Origin of the sequence: Paenibacillus sp. A3, from assembly GCF_001399685.1 — a bacterium.
In the GTDB taxonomy this organism is placed as follows: Bacteria; Bacillota; Bacilli; order Paenibacillales; family NBRC-103111; genus Paenibacillus_G.
In genome coordinates this window covers 1-20,749 of the sequence record NZ_JTHN01000124.1, presented here as the reverse complement: position 1 = coordinate 20,749, position 20,749 = coordinate 1, and the positions used below count along the sequence as shown (strand labels likewise).

At 56.1% G+C, this 20,749-nt stretch carries 5 protein-coding genes; all 5 read left to right on the top strand.

The genetic code is table 11. The features are described from left to right. The first annotated feature begins 2 nt into the window (after positions 1 to 2). Positions 3 to 1,220: an aldehyde dehydrogenase family protein gene (locus tag QJ48_RS18905; protein WP_237762975.1), complete on the top strand. Its 1,218-nt coding sequence runs from the start codon at positions 3 to 5 to the stop codon at positions 1,218 to 1,220. Then, positions 1,217 to 2,902, top strand: a complete 1,686-nt coding sequence (locus tag QJ48_RS18900; protein WP_054975083.1) for a thiamine pyrophosphate-binding protein — start codon at positions 1,217 to 1,219, stop codon at positions 2,900 to 2,902. Before QJ48_RS18905 ends, QJ48_RS18900 begins: the two co-directional genes overlap by 4 nt. A gap of 17 nt (positions 2,903 to 2,919) precedes the next feature. After that, positions 2,920 to 4,173 (top strand): beta-ketoacyl-ACP synthase II, encoded by a 1,254-nt coding sequence (fabF, locus tag QJ48_RS18895; RefSeq protein WP_054975082.1) that lies wholly within the window; start codon positions 2,920 to 2,922, stop codon positions 4,171 to 4,173. An 11-nt stretch (positions 4,174 to 4,184) separates the two neighbouring features. Then, positions 4,185 to 4,580, top strand: coding sequence for a 3-hydroxyacyl-ACP dehydratase FabZ family protein (locus QJ48_RS18890; protein WP_054975100.1), 396 nt, complete (start codon positions 4,185 to 4,187; stop codon positions 4,578 to 4,580). Between the two features lie 72 nt (positions 4,581 to 4,652). Next, the coding region (locus tag QJ48_RS18885) for a non-ribosomal peptide synthetase (protein WP_054975081.1) at positions 4,653 to 20,749 on the top strand (16,097 nt) is incomplete at its 3' end.

Below are 20,749 nucleotides of genomic sequence, written 5' to 3'. Positions count from 1 at the left end.
ACATGAATCTGGAAATGAAGCAACATGCCGTTTATTCCGAAAGATACGAGAGTATTGTCCGGTGTGCGGATTATTTGACGACAAACCGGGAAGAGATTTTGAGCATTTTGGCGAATATTTCGTCGTATCGGGCAGCCAATGCCGAAATTGACTCTACCATCCGCACGCTGCAGGGCGCTATGCGGGAAGTAGAAACGTCTGGCCCTGCCTGCCAGGAATTGATGTCCGTGTTTATGCCCTCCAATGTGATTCTGTACTCGTATGCGTTATATTTGCTCATCCCCTCCTTATATGTATCCCGAATCGAATTCAGAGCCTCTTCCCACGTTGCCGAATATGTCAGTATGCTGCACGACAAGCTGAAGGATATTCATCAACTGCCGATCAGCCATCTGCAAGTCAGCCAGAAAGCTTTTCTTACAAATTCCGTGAACCGGGCCAACATCGTGGTGTTCACCGGCACTTATCAGAATGCGGAACAAATCAAGAAGCAAATGAAGAAGGAACAGTTGTATGTCTTTTTTGGACAAGGCATTAACCCGTTCATCATCGGTCCCGATGCGGATTTGCCGCTGGCGGCGGAAGATGTCATCCGAATGAGATTATTCAATTCGGGTCAAGATTGCCTAGGGCCGGACATTATTTTAGTTCACCACAGCATTGCGGAAAGCTTCAAAAGCTTATTGCTGGACAAGGTACAGGCGTTGACCTTCGGCGCCAACGACGACCCGAACGCCAATTATTCGCCTATTTTTTACAAAGATACGCTGACGGCCATGTCGGAATATTTTAATAACAACGACAAGTACATCATTTACGGCGGGGGCATCGATTTCCGCACCAAAAAGATGGAGCCGACCATTTTGTACAGCACGTTGGAGGATGAGCTCGAAATTATGGAGTACTTCTCTCCGGTATTCAATGTCGTCAGCTACCGGGATGACGAACAGCTAACCAAACTGATCGGTTCGAGCTACTTTTGCGAACGCGCCATGGGATGCAGTCTCTACGGTTCCGAGCATTTAAGCGATATGCTGCAAAAAAAACATACGCTCACGATCAACCAAACCTTGGAGGATGTCGAACAGGGGAATAAAGCGTTCGGCGGCTATGGAACGATGTCCAATTACATTTTCTACGATATGCAGCTGGTCTCCAAACCGATTCTGATTTCGGAAATTGTCGCCGAATACCTTTCGGAGAAGAAGGTCGACGCATGAGAACGAGCATGGCGGCATGGGATGCAATTATCGGTTGCTTCCAATCATGGGGGGTACAGTATATTTTCGGATTGCCGGGCGATGATTTGAAAATCTTATCTTCGCTTCCTTCGTCGGACATTCGCTTCATTCTTTGCAGGGATCAACGAAACAGCTTGTTCATGGCGTCGGGCTACGCGTTAACGTCCGGCCAATTGGCGGTATGCATCGTGGGAAAAGGGCCAGCGTTGACGAATACGGTTACGGGATTGCTGGAAGCGCAAAATCTGGGCGTTCCTTTGTTGTTGATCGCCTCGGGTACCGGCAGTGAAAAACTGGGGACGAAGGCTTTCCAGGAAGCGGACCAGCTCTCGGTGGTTAAGCCCTTGGTGAACTGGGCGTACCGGGTTGAGCATCCCGATCGGCTCGTATGGGCGTTGGAGAAAGCGGCCTTTATGGCTGTCAACGGTGGCAAAGGTCCCGTCTATCTCGAGCTGCCGGAGCATGTTGCGGAGCAAACGGTGCTGGTGAATCTCCCGTTTCCGAAGTTGAAAAGATTGACTTGTTCCCCTTCGTCGTACGAGCTTGATGCGGCTTGGGCTGCCCTTCAACAATCGCGCAGGCCGGTGATTTTGATCGGCGGAGGCATGAAGCCGGGACTGCGCGGCTCCATCGAACCGTTAGCTGCCCAATTAGGTGCGGCGATGTTTACGACGGCATCGGGCCGGGGGGCGGTAGATGAAGAAGATCCTTTATTTTGCGGCGTCGCCGGGTTATATACGGATAGCAGCATAAGGCGCATCTGGGAAGAAGCGGATGTCGTCCTGACGCTGGGCAGCCGTCTGGAAGAAACGGCAACGTTCGAATGGGACGTTTTACTCGAACATACTCCGGTCATTCAAGTCAATGTGAATGTCAATGATTTCTCCCATCAGTATCGGGGGGACAAAGTGCTGGGGGACGGTTATTCGGCGGTGGGGCATTGGTTGTCCCGCATTCACCGGCAGCCGGATCAAGCATGGCTGAACCGAATTGCAGACTGCAAGCGGGAAGCGTTTCGGAAGAAAGAAGCGTATATGGACCTGGTCAAGAAACGGGCTGCGATTCATGTATCCGAAGTGCTGGACGTCCTGCAGACGGCGTTTCCGGAAGACTGCATCCTTGTACAGGAAAACGGACTGCAGGATATGTGGTCCTACTTTTATCCGTATTACCGGTTTACCGGAAACAGCCTATCCATCGTTCCGAGCGATCAGACCAGTCTGGGCTTCGGCGCAGCCGCAGCCGTAGGAGCCAGTGTGGCGGACCGTCGTCCGGTCGTGGCGCTGGTAGGAGACGGAGCGTTTAATCTGTTCAAATCCGATTTCATTACGGCGGTACAGTACCGCATTCCGCTGATTTACCTTGTAATGAGTAACGGCGGGTACGGATGGCTGCAATATCAGCTGAATCAGCTGAATTTCGAAGACAAGCCGTTTCAATTCGTGTCGGATACGCCGTTGGAGCACATGAACGTCGTGGAGCATGAACATGTCGAGCAAATCGTGATTCATGAGAAGGAAGAACTGAGCGCGAAGCTGCAGCTTGCCTACTCCAAATTTCAAAGGAACAAGCTGGTGGTCGTCATGATCCCGGTAGGGCTTGAGGACGTGCATGAGAAAATCCGCCATATTTACGGCGATTTTCCGGTTTATGAAAAATAACAAAAGGCGGGATTGTATTGAAGAGACGTGTCGTGGTAACAGGGCAAGGCGTAATAACGCCGGTCGGGCTCAATGTGAATGATTTCTGGACGTCGCTTCTTGAGGGAAAAAGCGGAATCGGTCCTGTTACAACCTTTGATACCAAAGATATGCCGACTAAGATTGGGGCGCAGGTGAAAAATTTCGATCCTTTGCAATATATGAGCAAAAAGGATGCAAATAAGGTGGCGCAGTTCACCCAGTTCGCCTTGGCCGCAGCCAGGCAAGCCGTGGAGCAAGCGCAGCTGCGCATTGACGAGAAAAATGCGCCGCACATCGGCGTCATCGTCGGATCGGGGGCCGGGGGACTGGATGTGATTGAAGAGAACTTCGATAAGCTCAACCAAAGCGGTCCCAAGCGGGTCAGCCCGTACTATGTATCGTCGATGATGATCAATTCCGCGCCGGGGGAAATCTCGATTGCTTTGGGAGCCAAAGGCCCGTCCTATGCCGTCGTTACGGCATGCGCCACCGGCAGCAATGCGATCGGCGAGGCTCTGCGAACGATCCAGTACGGCACGGCGGATGTCGTCATCGCCGGAGGCTCGGAGGCCAATTTCACCCTGCTGGATCTGGCGTCGTTTTCCAACATCCACGCCTTATCGAGGCGCAACAATCAGCCTCAGCAAGCGAGCCGCCCCTTTGACCGCAACCGCGACGGATTCGTGATCGGCGGAGGCGCGGGCTTGGTCGTGCTGGAAGAGCTGGAGCACGCGCTGAATCGGGGGGCCAATATCTTGGCCGAATTGGTCGGCTATGGTTGTACCACGGATGCGTATCATATCACGGCTCCCGATCCGTCGGGGTCCGGGCCTGCGGAAGCGATCCGGATTGCTCTGCGGGACGGGGGATTGGCGCCCGAGGACATCGGCTATATCAACGCCCACGGGACAAGCACGCCGTTCAACGACCGGATGGAAATCAACGCGATCAAAACCGTGTTCGGCGAGCACGCTCCCAACATCGCCATCAGCTCGATCAAATCGGTTACCGGACATTTGATGGGAGGAGCCGGCGGTGTCGAGCTGATTGCGACCGTGCAAAGCCTGCTTCACAATAAAGTGCCGCCCACGTTAAATTGCGACGATCCGGAAGATCCCGAATTGAATTTTGTGCCCCACGTGGCCCAGGAACGCGAAGTGCACGCGGCCATAAGCAACTCCTTCGGGTTTGGCGGTCATAATGTATGTTTGGCTGTCCGGAAGTGGCGGGGAGAGGCCGACGTAAGTTGAAAGACGACAGGATCCATATTCCTGACGTGCTGCCCCACCGCTATCCGTTTTTATTAATTGATAAAATTGTTGAGGCCGAGCCGTCCAAATGGGCTAGAGGGTACAAGAATATCAGTTGGAACGAATGGTTTATTACCGAGGCGAATCCGTATATGCCCCATATGCTGGTGGTCGAAGCCTTGGCGCAGTTAAGTGCTTTTTCTGCGATGGAAGAAAAAGGAATAGCCTTCTTGTCCTCGCTAAAGCAAGTTGAAATGGAATCCCTGGCACAGCCCGGCGATCGTTTGGATCTTTACTTCGAGGTGAGCAAACAAAGAAGAGGATACCTTCTTGGCAAAGGGCTGGCCACCGTAGGAGACCGGGTCATTGTCAGAGCGGAGGAAATCGTGGCTTTCGTACAAAAATAGCCGTCGGGAGGCGACGCTTAAGCCGACTGCCAGCTTGCACCGGAATCTGCTAGAACAGGAGGAACGAATCGCATGAATGCTACCCCTTTATTTCCCTTAACGAACGCTCAACAGCGGATATGGTATACCGAATTGATGTACCCGGATACAGCAGCGGCGCTGCTATCGGGAACTGTGAAAATGAAAGGGAAAATAAACCTCGATGCCTTTAAGCAGGCCATGAACCTGGTGATTCGCCAATATGATTCGTTTCGGACCCGAATCACGTCCGGGAACGGCCTACCGCAGCAATATGTCGTCCCCTATGAGGAGAAGGAATTCGAATGCTTGGATTTGTCGGATTTCAAGAGCCTCGCTGAAGCGGAAGCGTGGTTGGAACGCCATATACGGACACCTCTGAAGCTGATTCATTCCGAGCTCTTTCAATTTGTATTTATTAAAATCCATGATGAAGAATATTGGCTGAACATGAAAATTCATCATATCATCTCCGATGGCATTTCGATCGTTCTGTTCGGAAACCAGCTGTGCGAATATTATATCGATCTGATGAACGGACTGGAACCCCAGGTGGGAGAAGAACAATCGTTTATCGAATATATTCAGACGGAACAAACCTACGAACAGTCGGATCGCTATCAGAAGGATAAAGCGTACTGGCTTGAGAAATTTTCCCGCTTGCCCGAGATGACCGGATTTAAGCCTTACAATCCCTTATCGCTCAGCACGGCGGCTAACCGGAAAGAGTTTATTGTCGATCAGACGCTTTATAACGATTTAAAAGTCTTCTGCCAGGAGCATCAAATCAGCTTGTTTCATTTATTTATGGCGGCCATGTACATTTACATGTATAAAGCCACAACTCAGCAGGACGTAACCATCGGCACCGCCTACGGGAACCGGACGACCAAGAAAGAAAAAAACATGATGGGGATGCTGGTAAGCACCGTTACCGCCCGGGCTTTTGTAGACCCGGAAGCCGACTTGATGTCATTTTTGCAAAGGGTAGTCAAGGAGCAGCTATCCGTCTTGCGCCATCAAAGGTATCCGTATAATCGGTTGATTCAGGATTTGCGGGAAATTCACCGGAATCAAGACCTGCAGCGGCTGTTCGGCATTTCGATTAGCTATCGGCCGGTGAGCTGGGTCGATTTGGACGGTGTTCGTATCCAAACGGACTATGATTTTTGCGGGGATGAAGTGAACGATTTTATCCTTCATATCGTAGAAATGCTTGATGAGCAGCAGCTTGTCCTGCATATGGATTATCGAATTCATTTATTTGAAGAAAACGAAATCATAAGCATCGTTCAACATCTTCTTGCCGTTGTTGAAAATACGATTCGCGATCCTTATCAAAAAATATCCGGCATATCGCTGATAGGTGACGACGAAAAGCATAAGGTATTGACGCTGTTCAACGATTCGGCTGCCGACTATCCCCGGGACAAAACGATTCATGGCCTGTTTGAAGAACAAGCTGCGCGTACGCCGGAGCATGTGGCCGTTCGATTCGAAGATCGGCAAATGACGTATGGAGAGCTCAACGAACGGGCGAACCGGCTGGCGCGAACGTTGAGGGCCGAAGGGGTCGGGGCGGATTCGCTGGTCGGGATCGCGGCCGACCGTTCCGTCGAGATGATCGTTGGGCTGCTCGCCATCTTGAAAGCCGGAGGCGCGTATGTGCCGGTCGACCCGGAATATCCCGAAGAACGCATTCAGTATATGCTTGAGGATTCCGGCGTACGACTGCTCTTGCTTCAGCATCATCTCAAGGGGCGCATTCCGTTCGGAGGTAAGCTGGTGGACTTGGACGATCCGGCAGCGTACCGCGAAGACGGCACGAATCTGGAACCGGCTGCCGGGCCGAATCATCTGGCTTATGTAATCTATACCTCCGGAACGACCGGCAAGCCCAAAGGCACGTTGATCGAGCACAAAAACGTCGTTCGCCTCTTGTTTAACAGCAAAAATTTGTTCGATTTTAACGCTTCCGATACATGGACTCTATTTCATTCGTTCTGCTTCGACTTCTCGGTGTGGGAAATGTACGGGGCGCTGCTCTATGGCGGGACCTTGATCGTCGTGCCTCAACTGACGGCAAAAAGTCCCGCGCAATTCCTGCAACTGCTGAAAGCCCGGAAGGTCACGGTTTTGAATCAAACGCCAACTTATTTTTACCAGCTCCTTCAAGAGGAGTTATTGAGTCCGGGGAACGAATTGAAGCTGCGGAAGGTGATTTTTGGCGGAGAGGCGCTGAGCCCGTCTTTATTGAAAGACTGGAAGACGAAATACCCGGATACCCGGCTGATCAATATGTATGGAATTACCGAAACGACCGTGCATGTAACCTATAAAGAAATTACCGAAGTGGAGATCGCGCAAGGCAAAAGCAATATTGGCCAACCTATACCAACCTTGCGCGCCTACGTTCTCGATGAGTGGCGACGTCCCCAAGCTATCGGCATTCCGGGAGAGCTGTATGTCGCCGGAGACGGGCTGGCGCGGGGCTATTTAAACCGTGCCGATTTGACCGCAGAGAAGTTCGTGGACAATCCGTTCGAGCCCGGAGAGCGGATGTATCGAACCGGAGATTTGGTCCGCTGGCTCCCGGACGGCAGCATCGAATATTTGGGGCGGATTGACCATCAGGTTAAAATCCGCGGTTACCGGATTGAGCTCGGCGAGGTCGAGGCCCAGTTGTTAAAGACGGACTCCGTACAGGAGGTCGTTGTAATCGCACGGGAAGACGAAGCCGGCCAGAAGTACTTGTGCGCGTACTTTGTAGCGGATTGCGAGCTGACCGTGAGCGAGCTCAGAGGGGCATTGTCTCAAGAGCTGCCGGGCTACATGATTCCGTCCTATTTTGTCCAGCTGGAACGGATGCCGTTGACGCCGAACGGAAAGCTGGACCGCCGGGCGCTGCCTGCACCGGAGGGAACGCTGCAAAGGGGAACGGAATACGTTGCCCCGCGCACTTCGACGGAAGCGCAGCTCGCACAAATCTGGCAAGAACTGTTGGGACTGCAGCGCATCGGGGTGAAGGATCATTTCTTTGATATTGGAGGGCACTCTTTACGGGCGACGCTTTTGACGGCACGGATTCATAAAGAAATGAACGGCAGCCTTTCCTTGCGGGATGTGTTTCAAGCGCCGACCATCGAACAAATGGCGCAATTGCTCGCAAGCAGAGAGCGGCTCGCTTACGCTTCCATTCCGGCCGTCGGGGAGAGCGCGTATTATCCCGTTTCATCGGCCCAGAAACGACTGTACGTCTTGAGGCAGCTCGAAGGCGGAGACATCGTCTACAATATGCCGGGCGTGATGACGGTTGAAGGCGCACTGGACCGGGAGCGGTTCGAAGATGCGTTCCGGCAACTGATCCTGCGCCATGAAGCGCTGCGCACTTCTTTTGAAGTCGTGGACGGCGAACCGGTGCAGCGGGTGCATTCCAGCGTGGAATTTGCGGTGGGTTATGCCCAAGCGGGCCAAGAAGAAGCGGAAGAACGTCTTCGCGGGTTTGTTCGCGCGTTTGATCTTGGTCAGGCACCGCTGCTGCGCGTGGAGCTGGTCCAGTTGGAGCAGGAGCGCCATCTGCTGCTGTTCGATATGCATCATATCATCTCCGACGGTGTGTCCATAGGCATTCTGACGGAGGAGCTTGTCCGGTTGTACGGAGGGGAAGAACTGCCGCCGTTGCGAATTCAATACAAGGACTATGCCGCATGGCAGCAGGCGGAGCTGTCCAGCGAAACGATGAGCAAGCAGGAAACCTATTGGTTAGATGTGTTTAACGGGGAGATTCCGGTTCTCGATCTGCCCACGGATTACAGGCGACCGGCTGTAAAAAGCTTCGCCGGAGACACATTCGAATTTGTCATCGGCAAGCGGCGCAGCGAGGGCCTGAGAACGATTGCGGCGCAGACCGGGGCTACGATGTATATGGTTTTATTGGCCGTTTATACGACGCTGCTTACCAAATACAGCGGACAAGAAGATATCATTGTCGGCAGCCCGATTGCAGGCCGACCGCATGCGGAACTGGAAAGCATGGTCGGCATGTTTGTCAACACGCTGGCCATCCGGACGTACCCGGCGGGAGAGAAGACATTTGGGGACTATGTGCGGGAAGTCAAGGAAGCCTCGTTAAAAGCGTACGAAAACCAGGACTACCCGTTTGAAGCGCTGGTCGAGAAGCTGGACATGAAGCGGGATTTGAGTCGTAACGCCTTGTTCGATACGATGCTCGTTTTGCAAAATACGGAGCAAGGGAAACAAGAGATCGAAGGCTTGCAGTTTAAAGCGTATCCGCATCGTTCCCACGTAGCCAAGTTTGACCTGACCCTGAATGTGGCGGAAGACGGGGAAGAGCTCGTATGCTTCTTCGAATACGCCCGTATGCTGTACAAGCCGGAAACGGTAGAGCGGATGACAAAGCATCTGCTGCAGGTGATCGATGCCGTAATCGGAGCTCCGCAGACGAAGCTGTCTTCCATCGAAATCATTACGGCGGAAGAGAAAAGCCGGATTCTGGAGGCTTGGGGCGATACGAAAGCGGACTATCCTCAGGAGAAGACCGTCCATCGGTTGTTCGAGGAGCAGGCGGAGCGCACTCCGGAGCGGATTGCCGTCGTATTTGAGGAAAGCCGTCTCACCTATCGCGAGCTGAACCAGCGGGCGAACCGTCTGGCGCGAAGCTTAAGAGCCGAAGGGGTGCAGGCCGGGCAGCTGGTGGGCCTTATGACCGAACGTTCCATAGAGACGATCGTAGGGCTTTTCGGCATATTAAAGGCCGGGGGAGCCTACGTGCCGATCGATCCCGAATACCCGGAAGAACGAATCCGGTATATGCTGGAGGATTCGGGCGCGAAGCTGCTGCTGACGCAACAACGTTTGCGGGAGCGCGTTTCCTTTGCCGGTAAGCTTGCGCTGCTGGATGACGAAGAGATCTACGATGAAGACAGCTCGAATGTGGAGCCGATCGCCGGCCCGCACGATCTGGCGTATGTCATCTATACGTCGGGGACGACGGGGAAACCTAAGGGTGTGCTGGTGGAGCATCGAGGATTATGTAATTTGAAGCCGTTCTTCGAGCAAACCTTGCGCGTTAACGAGCAGGACAAGGTCGTCCAATTTGCCAGCTTGTCGTTCGATGCCTCTTGCTGGGAAACCTTGATGGCGTTGTTCACCGGGGCCACCTTATGCATTCCTTCGGCGGCGGCGATTTTGGATTATCCGCTATTTGTCGGCTTCATGAACGACAACGGGATTACAACGGCGACGCTGCCTCCGGCTTACGCCACTTACCTGGAGCCGGACAGCCTGCCGGCGCTGAAGAGGCTGATCACAGCCGGGTCCGCTTCCTCCGCCGAGCTGGTCCGAAAGTGGAGGGACAAGGTCGAGTACTTTAATGCGTACGGTCCGACAGAAGATTCCATCTGTACGACGATCTGGGCAGATTCCGCCGGGACGATGGACGACAGGTCCGTTTCGATCGGCCGCCCGATCTTCAATCACCGTATCTACATTGTGGATGCTCATCATCACTTGCTGCCTGTCGGCGTGCCGGGAGAGCTGTGCATCGCGGGCGTCGGATTGGCGCGGGGCTACTTAAACCGTGCCGATTTGACCGGGGAGAAGTTTACGAACAACCCGTTTGCGGCGGGAGAACGGATGTATCGTACCGGGGATTTGGCCCGATGGCTGCCCGACGGCAGCATTGAATATTTGGGGCGGATCGACCATCAGGTCAAAATCCGCGGTTACCGGATCGAGCTTGCCGAGGTGGAAGCAAAGCTCTTGCATGCGGATTCCGTGCAGGAGGCGATCGTGCTCGCGCGCGAAGGCGAAGGCGAACAGAAGGACCTGTGCGCGTATTTTGTGGCCGGCAGAACGTTAACCGTAGGCGAATTGCGGGCTGCGTTGACGGCGGAGCTGCCGGGCTACATGATCCCGTCCTATTTCGTACAGCTGGAGCGGATGCCGCTGACACCGAACGGCAAGGTGGACCGCAAGGCGCTGCCGGCTCCGGAAGGAAGCGTGCGGACGGGGGCGGAATATGTCGCGCCGAGGACGCCCGCAGAGCAGGCGCTGGCCTCCGTTTGGCAAGGGGTGCTGGGAGTTCGGACGATCGGCATTCGCGATAACTTCTTCGAGCTTGGCGGCGACTCGATCAAAGCGATCCAGGTTAGTTCAAGGCTGCTCCAAGCAGGCTATAAGCTGGAAATGAAAAATTTGTTCAAATATCCGACTGTGGCGGAGCTCAGCCCGCATCTTCAAGCGGCTTCCCGAATCGCGGAGCAAAGGGAAGTGAGCGGAGCGACGAAGCTGACGCCGATCCAGCATTGGTTCTTTAAGAGGCAGACGGCGGATCTCCATCATTTCAACCAAGCGGTGATGCTGCACCGGGAGGAGGGCTTCGACGAAGCGGCGCTTCGTTTGGCGGTCCGTGCGATGGCGGAGCATCATGACGCGCTGCGCTTGGTGTTCCGTCAGACGGAACATGGTATCGAAGCATGGAACCGCCGGGCGGACGAAGGCGAGCTTTACAGCTTGGAGGTCTTCGATTTCACAGGAGAGGCGGATTGCGCTGCCGCCGTTGAAGCCAAAGCGTCGGAAATTCAAAGCGGCATCAGCCTGAGCGAAGGACCGCTGATGAAGCTCGGTTTGTTCCGCTGCGCCGATGGGGATCATCTGCTGATTGCTATTCATCATCTGGCGGTCGACGGGGTATCGTGGCGGATTTTGTTCGAAGATCTGGCCGCCGGTTATGAACAAGCGGCGAGCGGGCAATCGGCCCACGGACAAGCCATCCGGCTACCGCAAAAAACGGACTCCTTCAAGCTCTGGGCAGAGCGGCTGTCGCTGTATGCGAACAGTCCGGCGATGGAAAGCGAGCGGGCGTACTGGCGGCAGCTCCGGCAGACAAAGGCAGAGCCGCTGCCGAAGGATGACGTGCAGGAGCGGGCATTGGTGCGAGACAGCGAAACGATTACGATCCGGTGGACGGAGAAGGAAACGGAGCAATTGCTCAAACAAGCGCACCGGGCGTACAACACGGAGACGAACGATCTGCTGCTGGCTGCGTTGGGAATGGCGGTTCACGAGTGGTCCGGCATCGGGCAGGTGCTTGTCAAACTGGAAGGGCACGGCCGGGAGCCGATCATTCCGGACATCGACATTACCCGCACTGTGGGATGGTTTACAAGCCAGTATCCGGTGGTCCTGGACATGGGAGCGGACCGGGACGTATCGCGCCGGATCAAACGGGTCAAGGAAGAGCTGCGCCAAATTCCGCATAAAGGAATCGGCTTTGGCATCCTGAGCTACTTGACTGTGCCGGAAGAGGACAGCTCACTGGAGGTAAAGCCGGACATCAGCTTTAACTATTTGGGCCAGTTCGACCAAGACCTGTCAACGAACGGGCTGCAGGCTTCGCCTTATTCGACCGGTACGGCGATGAGCGGAAACGCGGAACGGCATTGCGCGCTCGATATCAACGGTATGATTGCCGGAGGTGCCTTGACGCTGACGATCGGCTATAGCGGCAAGCAGTACCGCAGAGAGACGATGGAACGGTTCTCCGGCCTGCTGCGGGCAAGTCTTCAAGAGATCATTCGGCATTGCGTCGCGAAAGAGCGGACGGAATTGACGCCCAGCGACGTTCTGCTGAAGGGACTGGCCATTGAGGAACTGGATGCTTTAGTCGAACAGACGGGACACCTTGGCGACATCGAGAACGTGTACAAGCTGACGCCAATGCAGAAGGGCATGCTGTTCCACAGCCTTCTGGAGCCAGATTCGGGAGCGTATTTTGAACAAGCGGCGTTCGACCTGCGGGGAACCTTTGATGTGGAAGCCTTCGCCAAAAGCTTGGACGCTCTGGTACAGCGGCATGACGTTTTGCGGACGAACTTTTACAACGGTTGGAAGGACCTGCCGTTGCAGATCGTCTACCGTAACAAAAAGAGCGGCTTTGCTTATGAGGATTTGCGCGGGATGGACGAGGCGGAGCGGAAAGCGTATATCGAGTCGTACGCCGCAGAGGATAAAGCCAGAGGCTTCGACTTAACGCAGGACGAGCTGCTGCGCGTGTCGATCCTGCGTACGGGCGAAGAAGCTTACCGGATGCTGTGGAGCTTTCACCATATTATTATGGACGGCTGGTGCATCCCTCTCATTACGCAGGAAGTGTTCGAGCATTATTTCGCCATCCGGGAACGGGGGCAGCCCTCACTTGCTCCGACGCTGCCGTACAGCCGGTATATCGAATGGCTCGACCGGCAAAATGACGAAGAAGCCTCCCGGTATTGGCTCGGGTATTTGGAAGACTATGAGCAGCACACAACGCTGCCGTTTGCCAGCCTCACGGGTAAGGAGAAAGGGTATGTTTCGGAGCAGTTCGAATGTGACCTGGGCATCGAACTGACCCGACGTATCGAAGAAGCTGCGAAGCAGCATCAAGTGACGGTCAGCACGCTGATGCAAGCGGTATGGGGACTGATGCTTCAGAAATACAATGGCCAGAGGGACGTTGTTTTCGGAAGCGTCGTATCGGGAAGACCGACGGAAATACCGGGCATCGAAAGCATGATCGGGTTATTTATCAATACGATCCCGGTACGTGTCCGGACGGAGGAACATGCGACTTTTGCGGAAGCGGTCAAAAAGCTGCAGGAGCAGTATTTGGCGTCGCATGCGTATGATACGTACCCGCTCTACGAGATTCAGGCGCAAGCCGGACAAAAACAGCCTTTGATCACGCATATTATGGTGTTCGAAAACTATCCCGTTGAACAACAGATGCAGCAATTGGGAAGCGGCAGGCCGGCAGACTTCGAGATTACGGACGCCGAGATGTTCGAACAAACGAGCTATGATTTTAACCTGATTGTCCTGCCCGGCGAAGCTTTCAAGATTGTTTTCCGTTACAATGCTTCCGTTTATGAGCTGGCAAGCATCGAACGGATTCAAAGGCATCTGGTTCATATGCTGAATCAAATTGCGAACGACCCGCATATCAAATTAAGCGAGCTTGAGCTGGTGACGCCGGAAGAAAAGGCGTTGATGCGCAGCATTGGAGAGACTGCGACGACCGATTATCCGAAGAACAAGACGCTCCAGCAATTGTTCGAGGAGCAGGCGGAACGTACGCCGGATGCCGTGGCGGTAGTTTTCGGGGACAGGCAACTGACGTATGGCGAGCTGAACGAACGGGCAAACGGACTGGCGCGCACGCTGCGGACCGAAGGCGTAGGGCCGGATCAGCCCGTAGGGCTCATGGTCGAGCGTTCCTTGGAGATGATCGTCGGAATTTTCGGCATCTTAAAAGCCGGAGGAGCTTATGTGCCGATCGATCCGGAATATCCGGAGGAGCGCATCCGCTACATGCTGGAGGATTCGGGCGCGAAGCTGCTGTTAACTCATCCGCAAGTGCAGAGAAAGGTAAACTTCGCCGGGCTTGTCCTGGATTTAACGGACTTGCGGCATTATCAAGCAGGAAAAGACAACCTCCCGCCGCTTCACGGCTCCGAGACGCTTGCGTGCATTATGTATACTTCCGGTTCTACGGGCAAGCCGAAAGGCAATCTGACGATGCACTTTAACATCAGCCGCGTGGTCAAGGAGACGAACTATATCCGGTTTACGCCAAAGGACCGGGTGCTGCAGCTATCCAGCTTCTCGTTCGACGGTTCGACGTTCGACATTTACGGGGCGCTGCTGAACGGAGCCGCTCTAGTGCTGATCGCCCGCGATGAGGTGATGGATGCACGCGAGCTGTCGCGCGTGCTGCGTACGCAGCAGATCACGAAATGCTTCATGACGACGGCGCTTTTCAACACGCTGGTGGACATCGACGTCGATTGCTTGGCAACGCTGGAAGCGGTGCTGTTCGGCGGCGAGAAGGTATCGGCAGGCCATGTGCGGAGAGCGTTTGCGCGTCTGGGGCCCGGCCGTTTAATCCATGTCTACGGACCGACGGAAAGTACCGTATATGCCACGTACTACCGAATCGACCATTTGGACGAGAAGGCGGGAACCGTGCCTATCGGCAAGCCTGTCAGCCATACTTCGGTTTATGTGTTGGATCGCGATCAACGCCTGCTGCCGGCAGGGATACCGGGAGAATTGCACATCGCGGGGGACGGCTTGGCCAGAGGCTATCTGAATCGTCCGGAGCTGACGGACGAGAAGTTCATTCCTTCCCCGTTCTCGCCGGGCGGCAGGCTGTACCGGACCGGGGATCTGGTGAAATGGCTGGAGGATGGAAATCTCGAATATATCAGCCGGATCGACGCCCAGGTGAAGATTCGCGGCTATCGAATCGAGCTCGGCGAGGTGGAGACGCAGCTTCTGAAAGCGGAGGCGGTCCAAGAAGCGGTCGTCCTCGCACTGGAAGACGAGGGCGGACATAAGCGGATGGGCGCGTACTTCGTGGCCGACAAAATATTGACGGCGGGCGAATTGCGTGCCGCCTTGGCGCAAGAGCTGCCGGAGTATATGATCCCTTCCTGCTTCGTGCAGCTGGAACGGATGCCGCTGACGCCGAACGGCAAAATCGACCGCAAAGCGCTGCCTGCGCCGGAGGCGGGCTTGCTCGCGGGCACGCAGCACGTGGCTCCGCGAACGCCCGTGGAAGCGCAGCTCGCGCAAATCTGGCAGGACGTGCTGGGGCTCCCGCAAGTCGGGGTGCGGGACGACTTCTTCGAGATCGGAGGGCATTCGTTACGGGCAACCTTGCTGGTATCCCGGATTCAAAAGGAGATGAGCGGGGCGATCTCCTTGCGGGAAGCGTTCCAATCGCCGACGATCGAGCAGATGGCGGCGCTGATTGCGGGCCGGGAGCAAGCGGCTTACGCCGCCATCCCGGTTGCCGGGGAGCGGGCCTGCTATCCGGTTTCGTCGGCCCAAAAGCGGCTGTATATTTTAAGCCAGCTTGAGGGCGGGGAAGTCGCCTACAACATGCCGAACGTCCTGACCGTCGTAGGTTTGCTGGACCTGGAGCGGCTGGAGGAAGCGTTCCGGCGGCTGATCCGGCGTCATGAAACGCTGCGCACCGGCTTTGAGACGGTGAACGGCGAGCCGGTGCAGCAGGTACACCCGGGGGTCGCGTTTGCCATAGAGTATGTGCAAGCGGGCAAGGAAGAAGCGGCGAAAGTCGTCCGCGAATTTGTCCGCGCGTTCGATCTGGCGAAGCCGCCGCTGCTGCGGGTGGGTTTGGTTAAGCTGGCGGAAGAGCGCCATATTCTAATGTTCGACATGCACCATATTATTTCCGACGGCGTCTCGATGGAGGTCCTGGTCGAAGAGTTTGTTCGCTTATACAGCGGAGAGAAGCTGGAGCCGCTGCGGATTCAGTACAAGGACTATGCGGTATGGCAGCAGTCCGAAGCGCAAAAGGAGCGGTTGAAACGGCAGGAAGCATACTGGCTGAATGTGTTCCAAGGGGAGCTGCCGGTGCTGGAAATGCCGACGGACTATGCGCGTCCGGCCGTGCAGAGCTACGAGGGGCATACGCTTCAATTTTTCATGGATGCGCAGAAGTGCAAGGCCTTGAAGCGGCTCGCGGCCGAAAGCGGCTCGACGCTGTATATGGTGCTGCTTGCTGCCTATACGGTGCTGCTGCATAAATATACGGGTCAGGGAGACGTCATTGTAGGCACGCCAATTGCGGGACGAACCCATGGCGATGTGCAGCCGCTGATCGGGATGTTCGTCAATACGCTGGCAATCCGCAATTATCCGGCTGGCGAGAAGACGTTCCTGGCGTACCTGAAAGAAGTTAAGGAAATGACGCTGGGCGCTTACGAGCACCAGGATTACCCGTTTGAAGAACTCGTGGAGAAAGTGCAGGTTGTCCGTGATTTAAGCCGCAATCCGCTCTTTGACACGATGTTTACGCTGCAAAATACGGATCGCAAGGAAGTTCAGCTCGAAGGTCTTGAGCTGACCCCGTATCCGAGCGATTATGCGATCGCAAAATTTGATCTGAGCTTGGACGTGACGGAAGACGGCGGCGGTCTGGCGTGCAGCCTTGAATACGCAACCGCTTTGTATAAGAAAGAGACGGTAGAACGGCTGGCGAAGCATTTCGGACAGTTGGTCGAAGCGATCGTCAGCAACCCGGAAGCGAAAATTGCGGAGCTGAACATGCTGACTGCGGAAGAGAAGGAGCAGCTTCAGCATGCGTTCAATCCGGAGATACCGGAGCTTGCGCCGGAGAAGACGTTCCACCGGCTGTTCGAGGAACAGGCGGCGCGGACCCCGGAAGCCGTGGCCGTACGATACGAGGACAAGCAGTTGACGTATCGGGAGCTGAACGAACGGGCAAACCGGTTGGCTGGTACACTGCGTTCGGGCGGCATCGGCCGGGAATCGATCGTCGGCATCCTGGTCGACCGTTCGGTGGACCTGCTGGTCGGCGTGGTGGGGGTCTGGAAGGCGGGAGGTGCGTACGTACCGCTTGACCCGGATTATCCGTCCGACCGCATCGGGTTTATGCTGGAGGACAGCGGGGCGTCGGTGCTGCTGACGCAAACCCATCTGAAAGATCACTCGCAAGCGTGGCTGGAAGATGAGTCGGCACTGCAAAGCGTGCTGTGCCTAGACGACGAGCAGTCGTACGGCGGCGATGCGGTTAATAGGCCAAATGATGTCAACGTGCCTGCTACGAGCGAGCCGCAAGATCTGGCATACGTGATCTACACGTCGGGGACGACAGGACGGCCGAAGGGCGTCATGATCGAGCACCGCAGCTTGGTCAATACGGCAGCGGCTTACCGCCGGGAGTTCCGGCTGGACCAGTTTCCGGTCCGGCTGCTGCAGCTGGCGAGCTTCTCCTTCGACGTGTTCGTCGGGGATATCGCCCGCACGCTGTACAACGGCGGAACGATGGTTATTTGCCCGAAGGACGACCGAATCGATCCGGCCCGTTTGTACGGCTGGATTCGCGATTGTCAGATCACGATCTTCGAATCGACGCCATCGCTGATCGTGCCGTTTATGGAATATGTGGGGGAGCAAGGTCTGGATATGAACTCGCTGCAGCTGCTGATCACAAGCTCCGACAGCTGCAGTGTGGCTGATTACCGGGTGCTGCAGGAGCGTTACGGCTCGCAGTTTAGAATCATCAACTCGTACGGCGTGACCGAAGCCGCCATCGATTCGAGCTTCTACGATGAGCCGCTCGCCAAGCTGCCGGCGACGGGGAACGTGCCGATCGGCAAAGCTTGGCTGAACGCCCGGTTCTACATCCTGGATGCGCAGTTGAAGCCGGTGCCGGTAGGCGTGCTGGGCGAGCTGTGCATCGGCGGCATCGGCGTGGCGCGGGGGTACTTGAACCGCCCCGAGCTGACGGAAGAGAAGTTTGCGGACAGCCCGTTCGTCCCCGGGGAGCGGTTGTATCGTACAGGCGATCTGGCGCGCTGGATGGCGGACGGTAACGTGGACTTCATCGGCCGGATCGACCACCAGGCGAAAATCCGGGGGTACCGGATCGAGATCGGCGAAGTGGAATCGCAGCTGTTGAAAGTCGCAGCCGTACGGGAAGCGGTGGTCATCGTCCGGGAGGACGGAAACGGCCAAAAGGCGTTGTGCGCGTACTTCACGGCGCACGGCGGGCTGCAAGCAAATGAACTTCGAAGCGCGCTTGCCCAAGCGCTGCCCGGTTATATGATTCCGTCGTACTTCGTGCAAATGGAACGGCTGCCCCTGACGCCGAACGGGAAAATCGACCGCAAGGCGTTGCCCGCACCGGAAGGAAGCGCGAGCGGCGGATCCGAATACACGGCGCCGCGAACCCCGCTGGAAGCGAAGCTGGTCCGCATTTGGCAGGAAGTGCTCGGACTGGAGAAGGTCGGGGTGAAGGACAACTTCTTCGAACTTGGCGGGCCTTCCTTGCGCGCCACGACGCTGGTTAGCAAGGTGCACAAGGAGATGAATGTCGAGTTCCCGCTGCGTGACGTGTTTCGCTGCGTGACGGTTGAAGAGATGGCCCAAGCGATTGCCCGAATGGAAGAACGCCTGTACGTATCTATCCCGAAGATCGAGGAAAAGGAGTACTATGCGTTATCTTCCGCGCAGAAGCGGCTGTTCATTCTGCATCAGCTGGAAGGGGCGGAGCAAAGCTATAATATGCCGGGCGTCATGATGGTTGAAGGCTTATTGGACCGGGATCGGCTGGAGGAAGCTTTCCGGCAGCTGATCCAGCGTCATGAAACGCTGCGGACCGGCTTTGAAACAGTGAACGGCGAGCCGGTACAGCGGGTGCACCCGGAAGTGACGTTTGCGGCAGAGTATGTCGAGGCGCGAGAAGAGGACGCGGCAAAGCACGTCCGCAGCTTTGTGCGGGCGTTCAATCTGCAGCAGCCGCCGCTGCTGCGCGTAGGTTTGATCGAGTTGGGAGCGGACCGTCATCTGTTGATGCTCGACATGCATCATATCATCTCCGACGGCGTGTCCATGAATATGTTGATCGAAGAGTTTGTCCGGTTGTACGAGGGGGCGGAACTGCCGCCGCTGCGGATTCAGTATAAGGATTATGCGGCATGGCAGCAGGCGGAAGTCCAGAGCGAACGAATGAACCGACAGGAAGCGTACTGGCTGGACGTGTTCCGCGGGGAACTCCCGGTACTGGACATGCCGACCGACTATCCGAGACCGGCGGTGCGCAGCTTCGAGGGAGACGCCGTGACGTTTGCCGTTGGCCAAGCCGGAAGCGAACGGCTCCGGCAGCTTGCGGCGCAAACCGGCTCCACGCTGTACATGGTGCTGCTTGCGGCTTACATGACGCTGCTGCATAAATATACCGGGCAGGAAGACGTCGTCGTGGGCACGCCGGTTGCGGGCCGTCCGCATGCCGACCTGGAGCCGGTGATCGGGATGTTCGTCAATACGCTGGCGCTGCGCAGCTATCCGGCCGGCGAAAAGACGTTCCTCGGGTACCTGCAGGAAATCAGGGAGCATGCGCTCAAGGCGTACGAGCACCAGGATTATCCGTTCGAGGAACTGGTCGAGAAGCTGAATGTGAAGCGGGACATGAGCCGCAGCGCGCTGTTTGACACCATGTTCGTACTGGAAAACATGGAGGAAGGCGAGCTGGGCATCGAAGGCTTGACGTTCAAGCCTTACCCGAGCGGGCACGACGCGGTGAAGTTCGATTTGACGCTTAGTGCCGTCGAGGCGGGGGACGAGCTGGAGTTTGGCCTCCGGTATGCCGGGGCCCTGTACAAGCGCGAAACGGTCGAACGGATGGCGGGCCACTTCGTCCGACTTCTTGGAGCCATTGCGGACAACCCGCAGGCGAAGCTGGCAGAGCTGGAGATGATTACGCCGGAGGAAGCGGCTCAGCTTCAGTCGGAGTTTAACGATACGGCGGATGACCGTTATCCGCAAAACAAGACGCTGTATGCAGTCTTCGAGGAGCAGGTCGAGCGGACGCCGGACCGTGTGGCCGTGGTGTTCGAGGAGGGGCAATTGACCTACCGAGAGCTGAACGAGCGGGCGAACCGTGTGGCTCGCGTGCTGCGGGCGCGTGGCGTCACGGCGGATCAGCCGGTGACGATGCTGGTGGAGCGGTCGCTGGAGATGATCGTCGGGATGCTGGCGGTGCTGAAAGCGGGCGGCGCGTATGTGCCGATCGACCCGAAGCATCCGGAAGACCGGATTCGCTTCGTGCTGGAGGACAGCGGAGCGAAGCTGCTGCTGACGCAGAGCTGGTGGCAGGCCAAAGCGGCGGAGTTCCAAGGCGAGGTGCTGTGCCTGGACGAAGCGGGGCTGTACGAAGGCCCGGCGGAGGACGGCGCGAACCTGGAGCCGGTGTCCACGGCGAATAATCTGGCGTACCTGATCTATACGTCGGGGACGACGGGCCAGCCGAAAGGGGTCATGATCGAGCAGCGAAGCGTAGTGAACTTTACGCTGAGTCTGTTCGAGCCGATCTATGCGGCCCATCCGGAGTACCGGAACATGGCGCAGCTGGCGCCGTACGTGTTCGACATGTCGGTGAAGCCGATCTACGGAGCGCTGCTGCTGGGGTTGACGCTGCACATCGTACCGGAAGAGACGCGGATGGACGGGGAAAAGCTGCTAAAGTTTTTCCGCGAGCACGATATCGACATCACGGATGCGACGCCGACGTACCTGGCGATTCTGGTGCAAGCGGCTGCGGC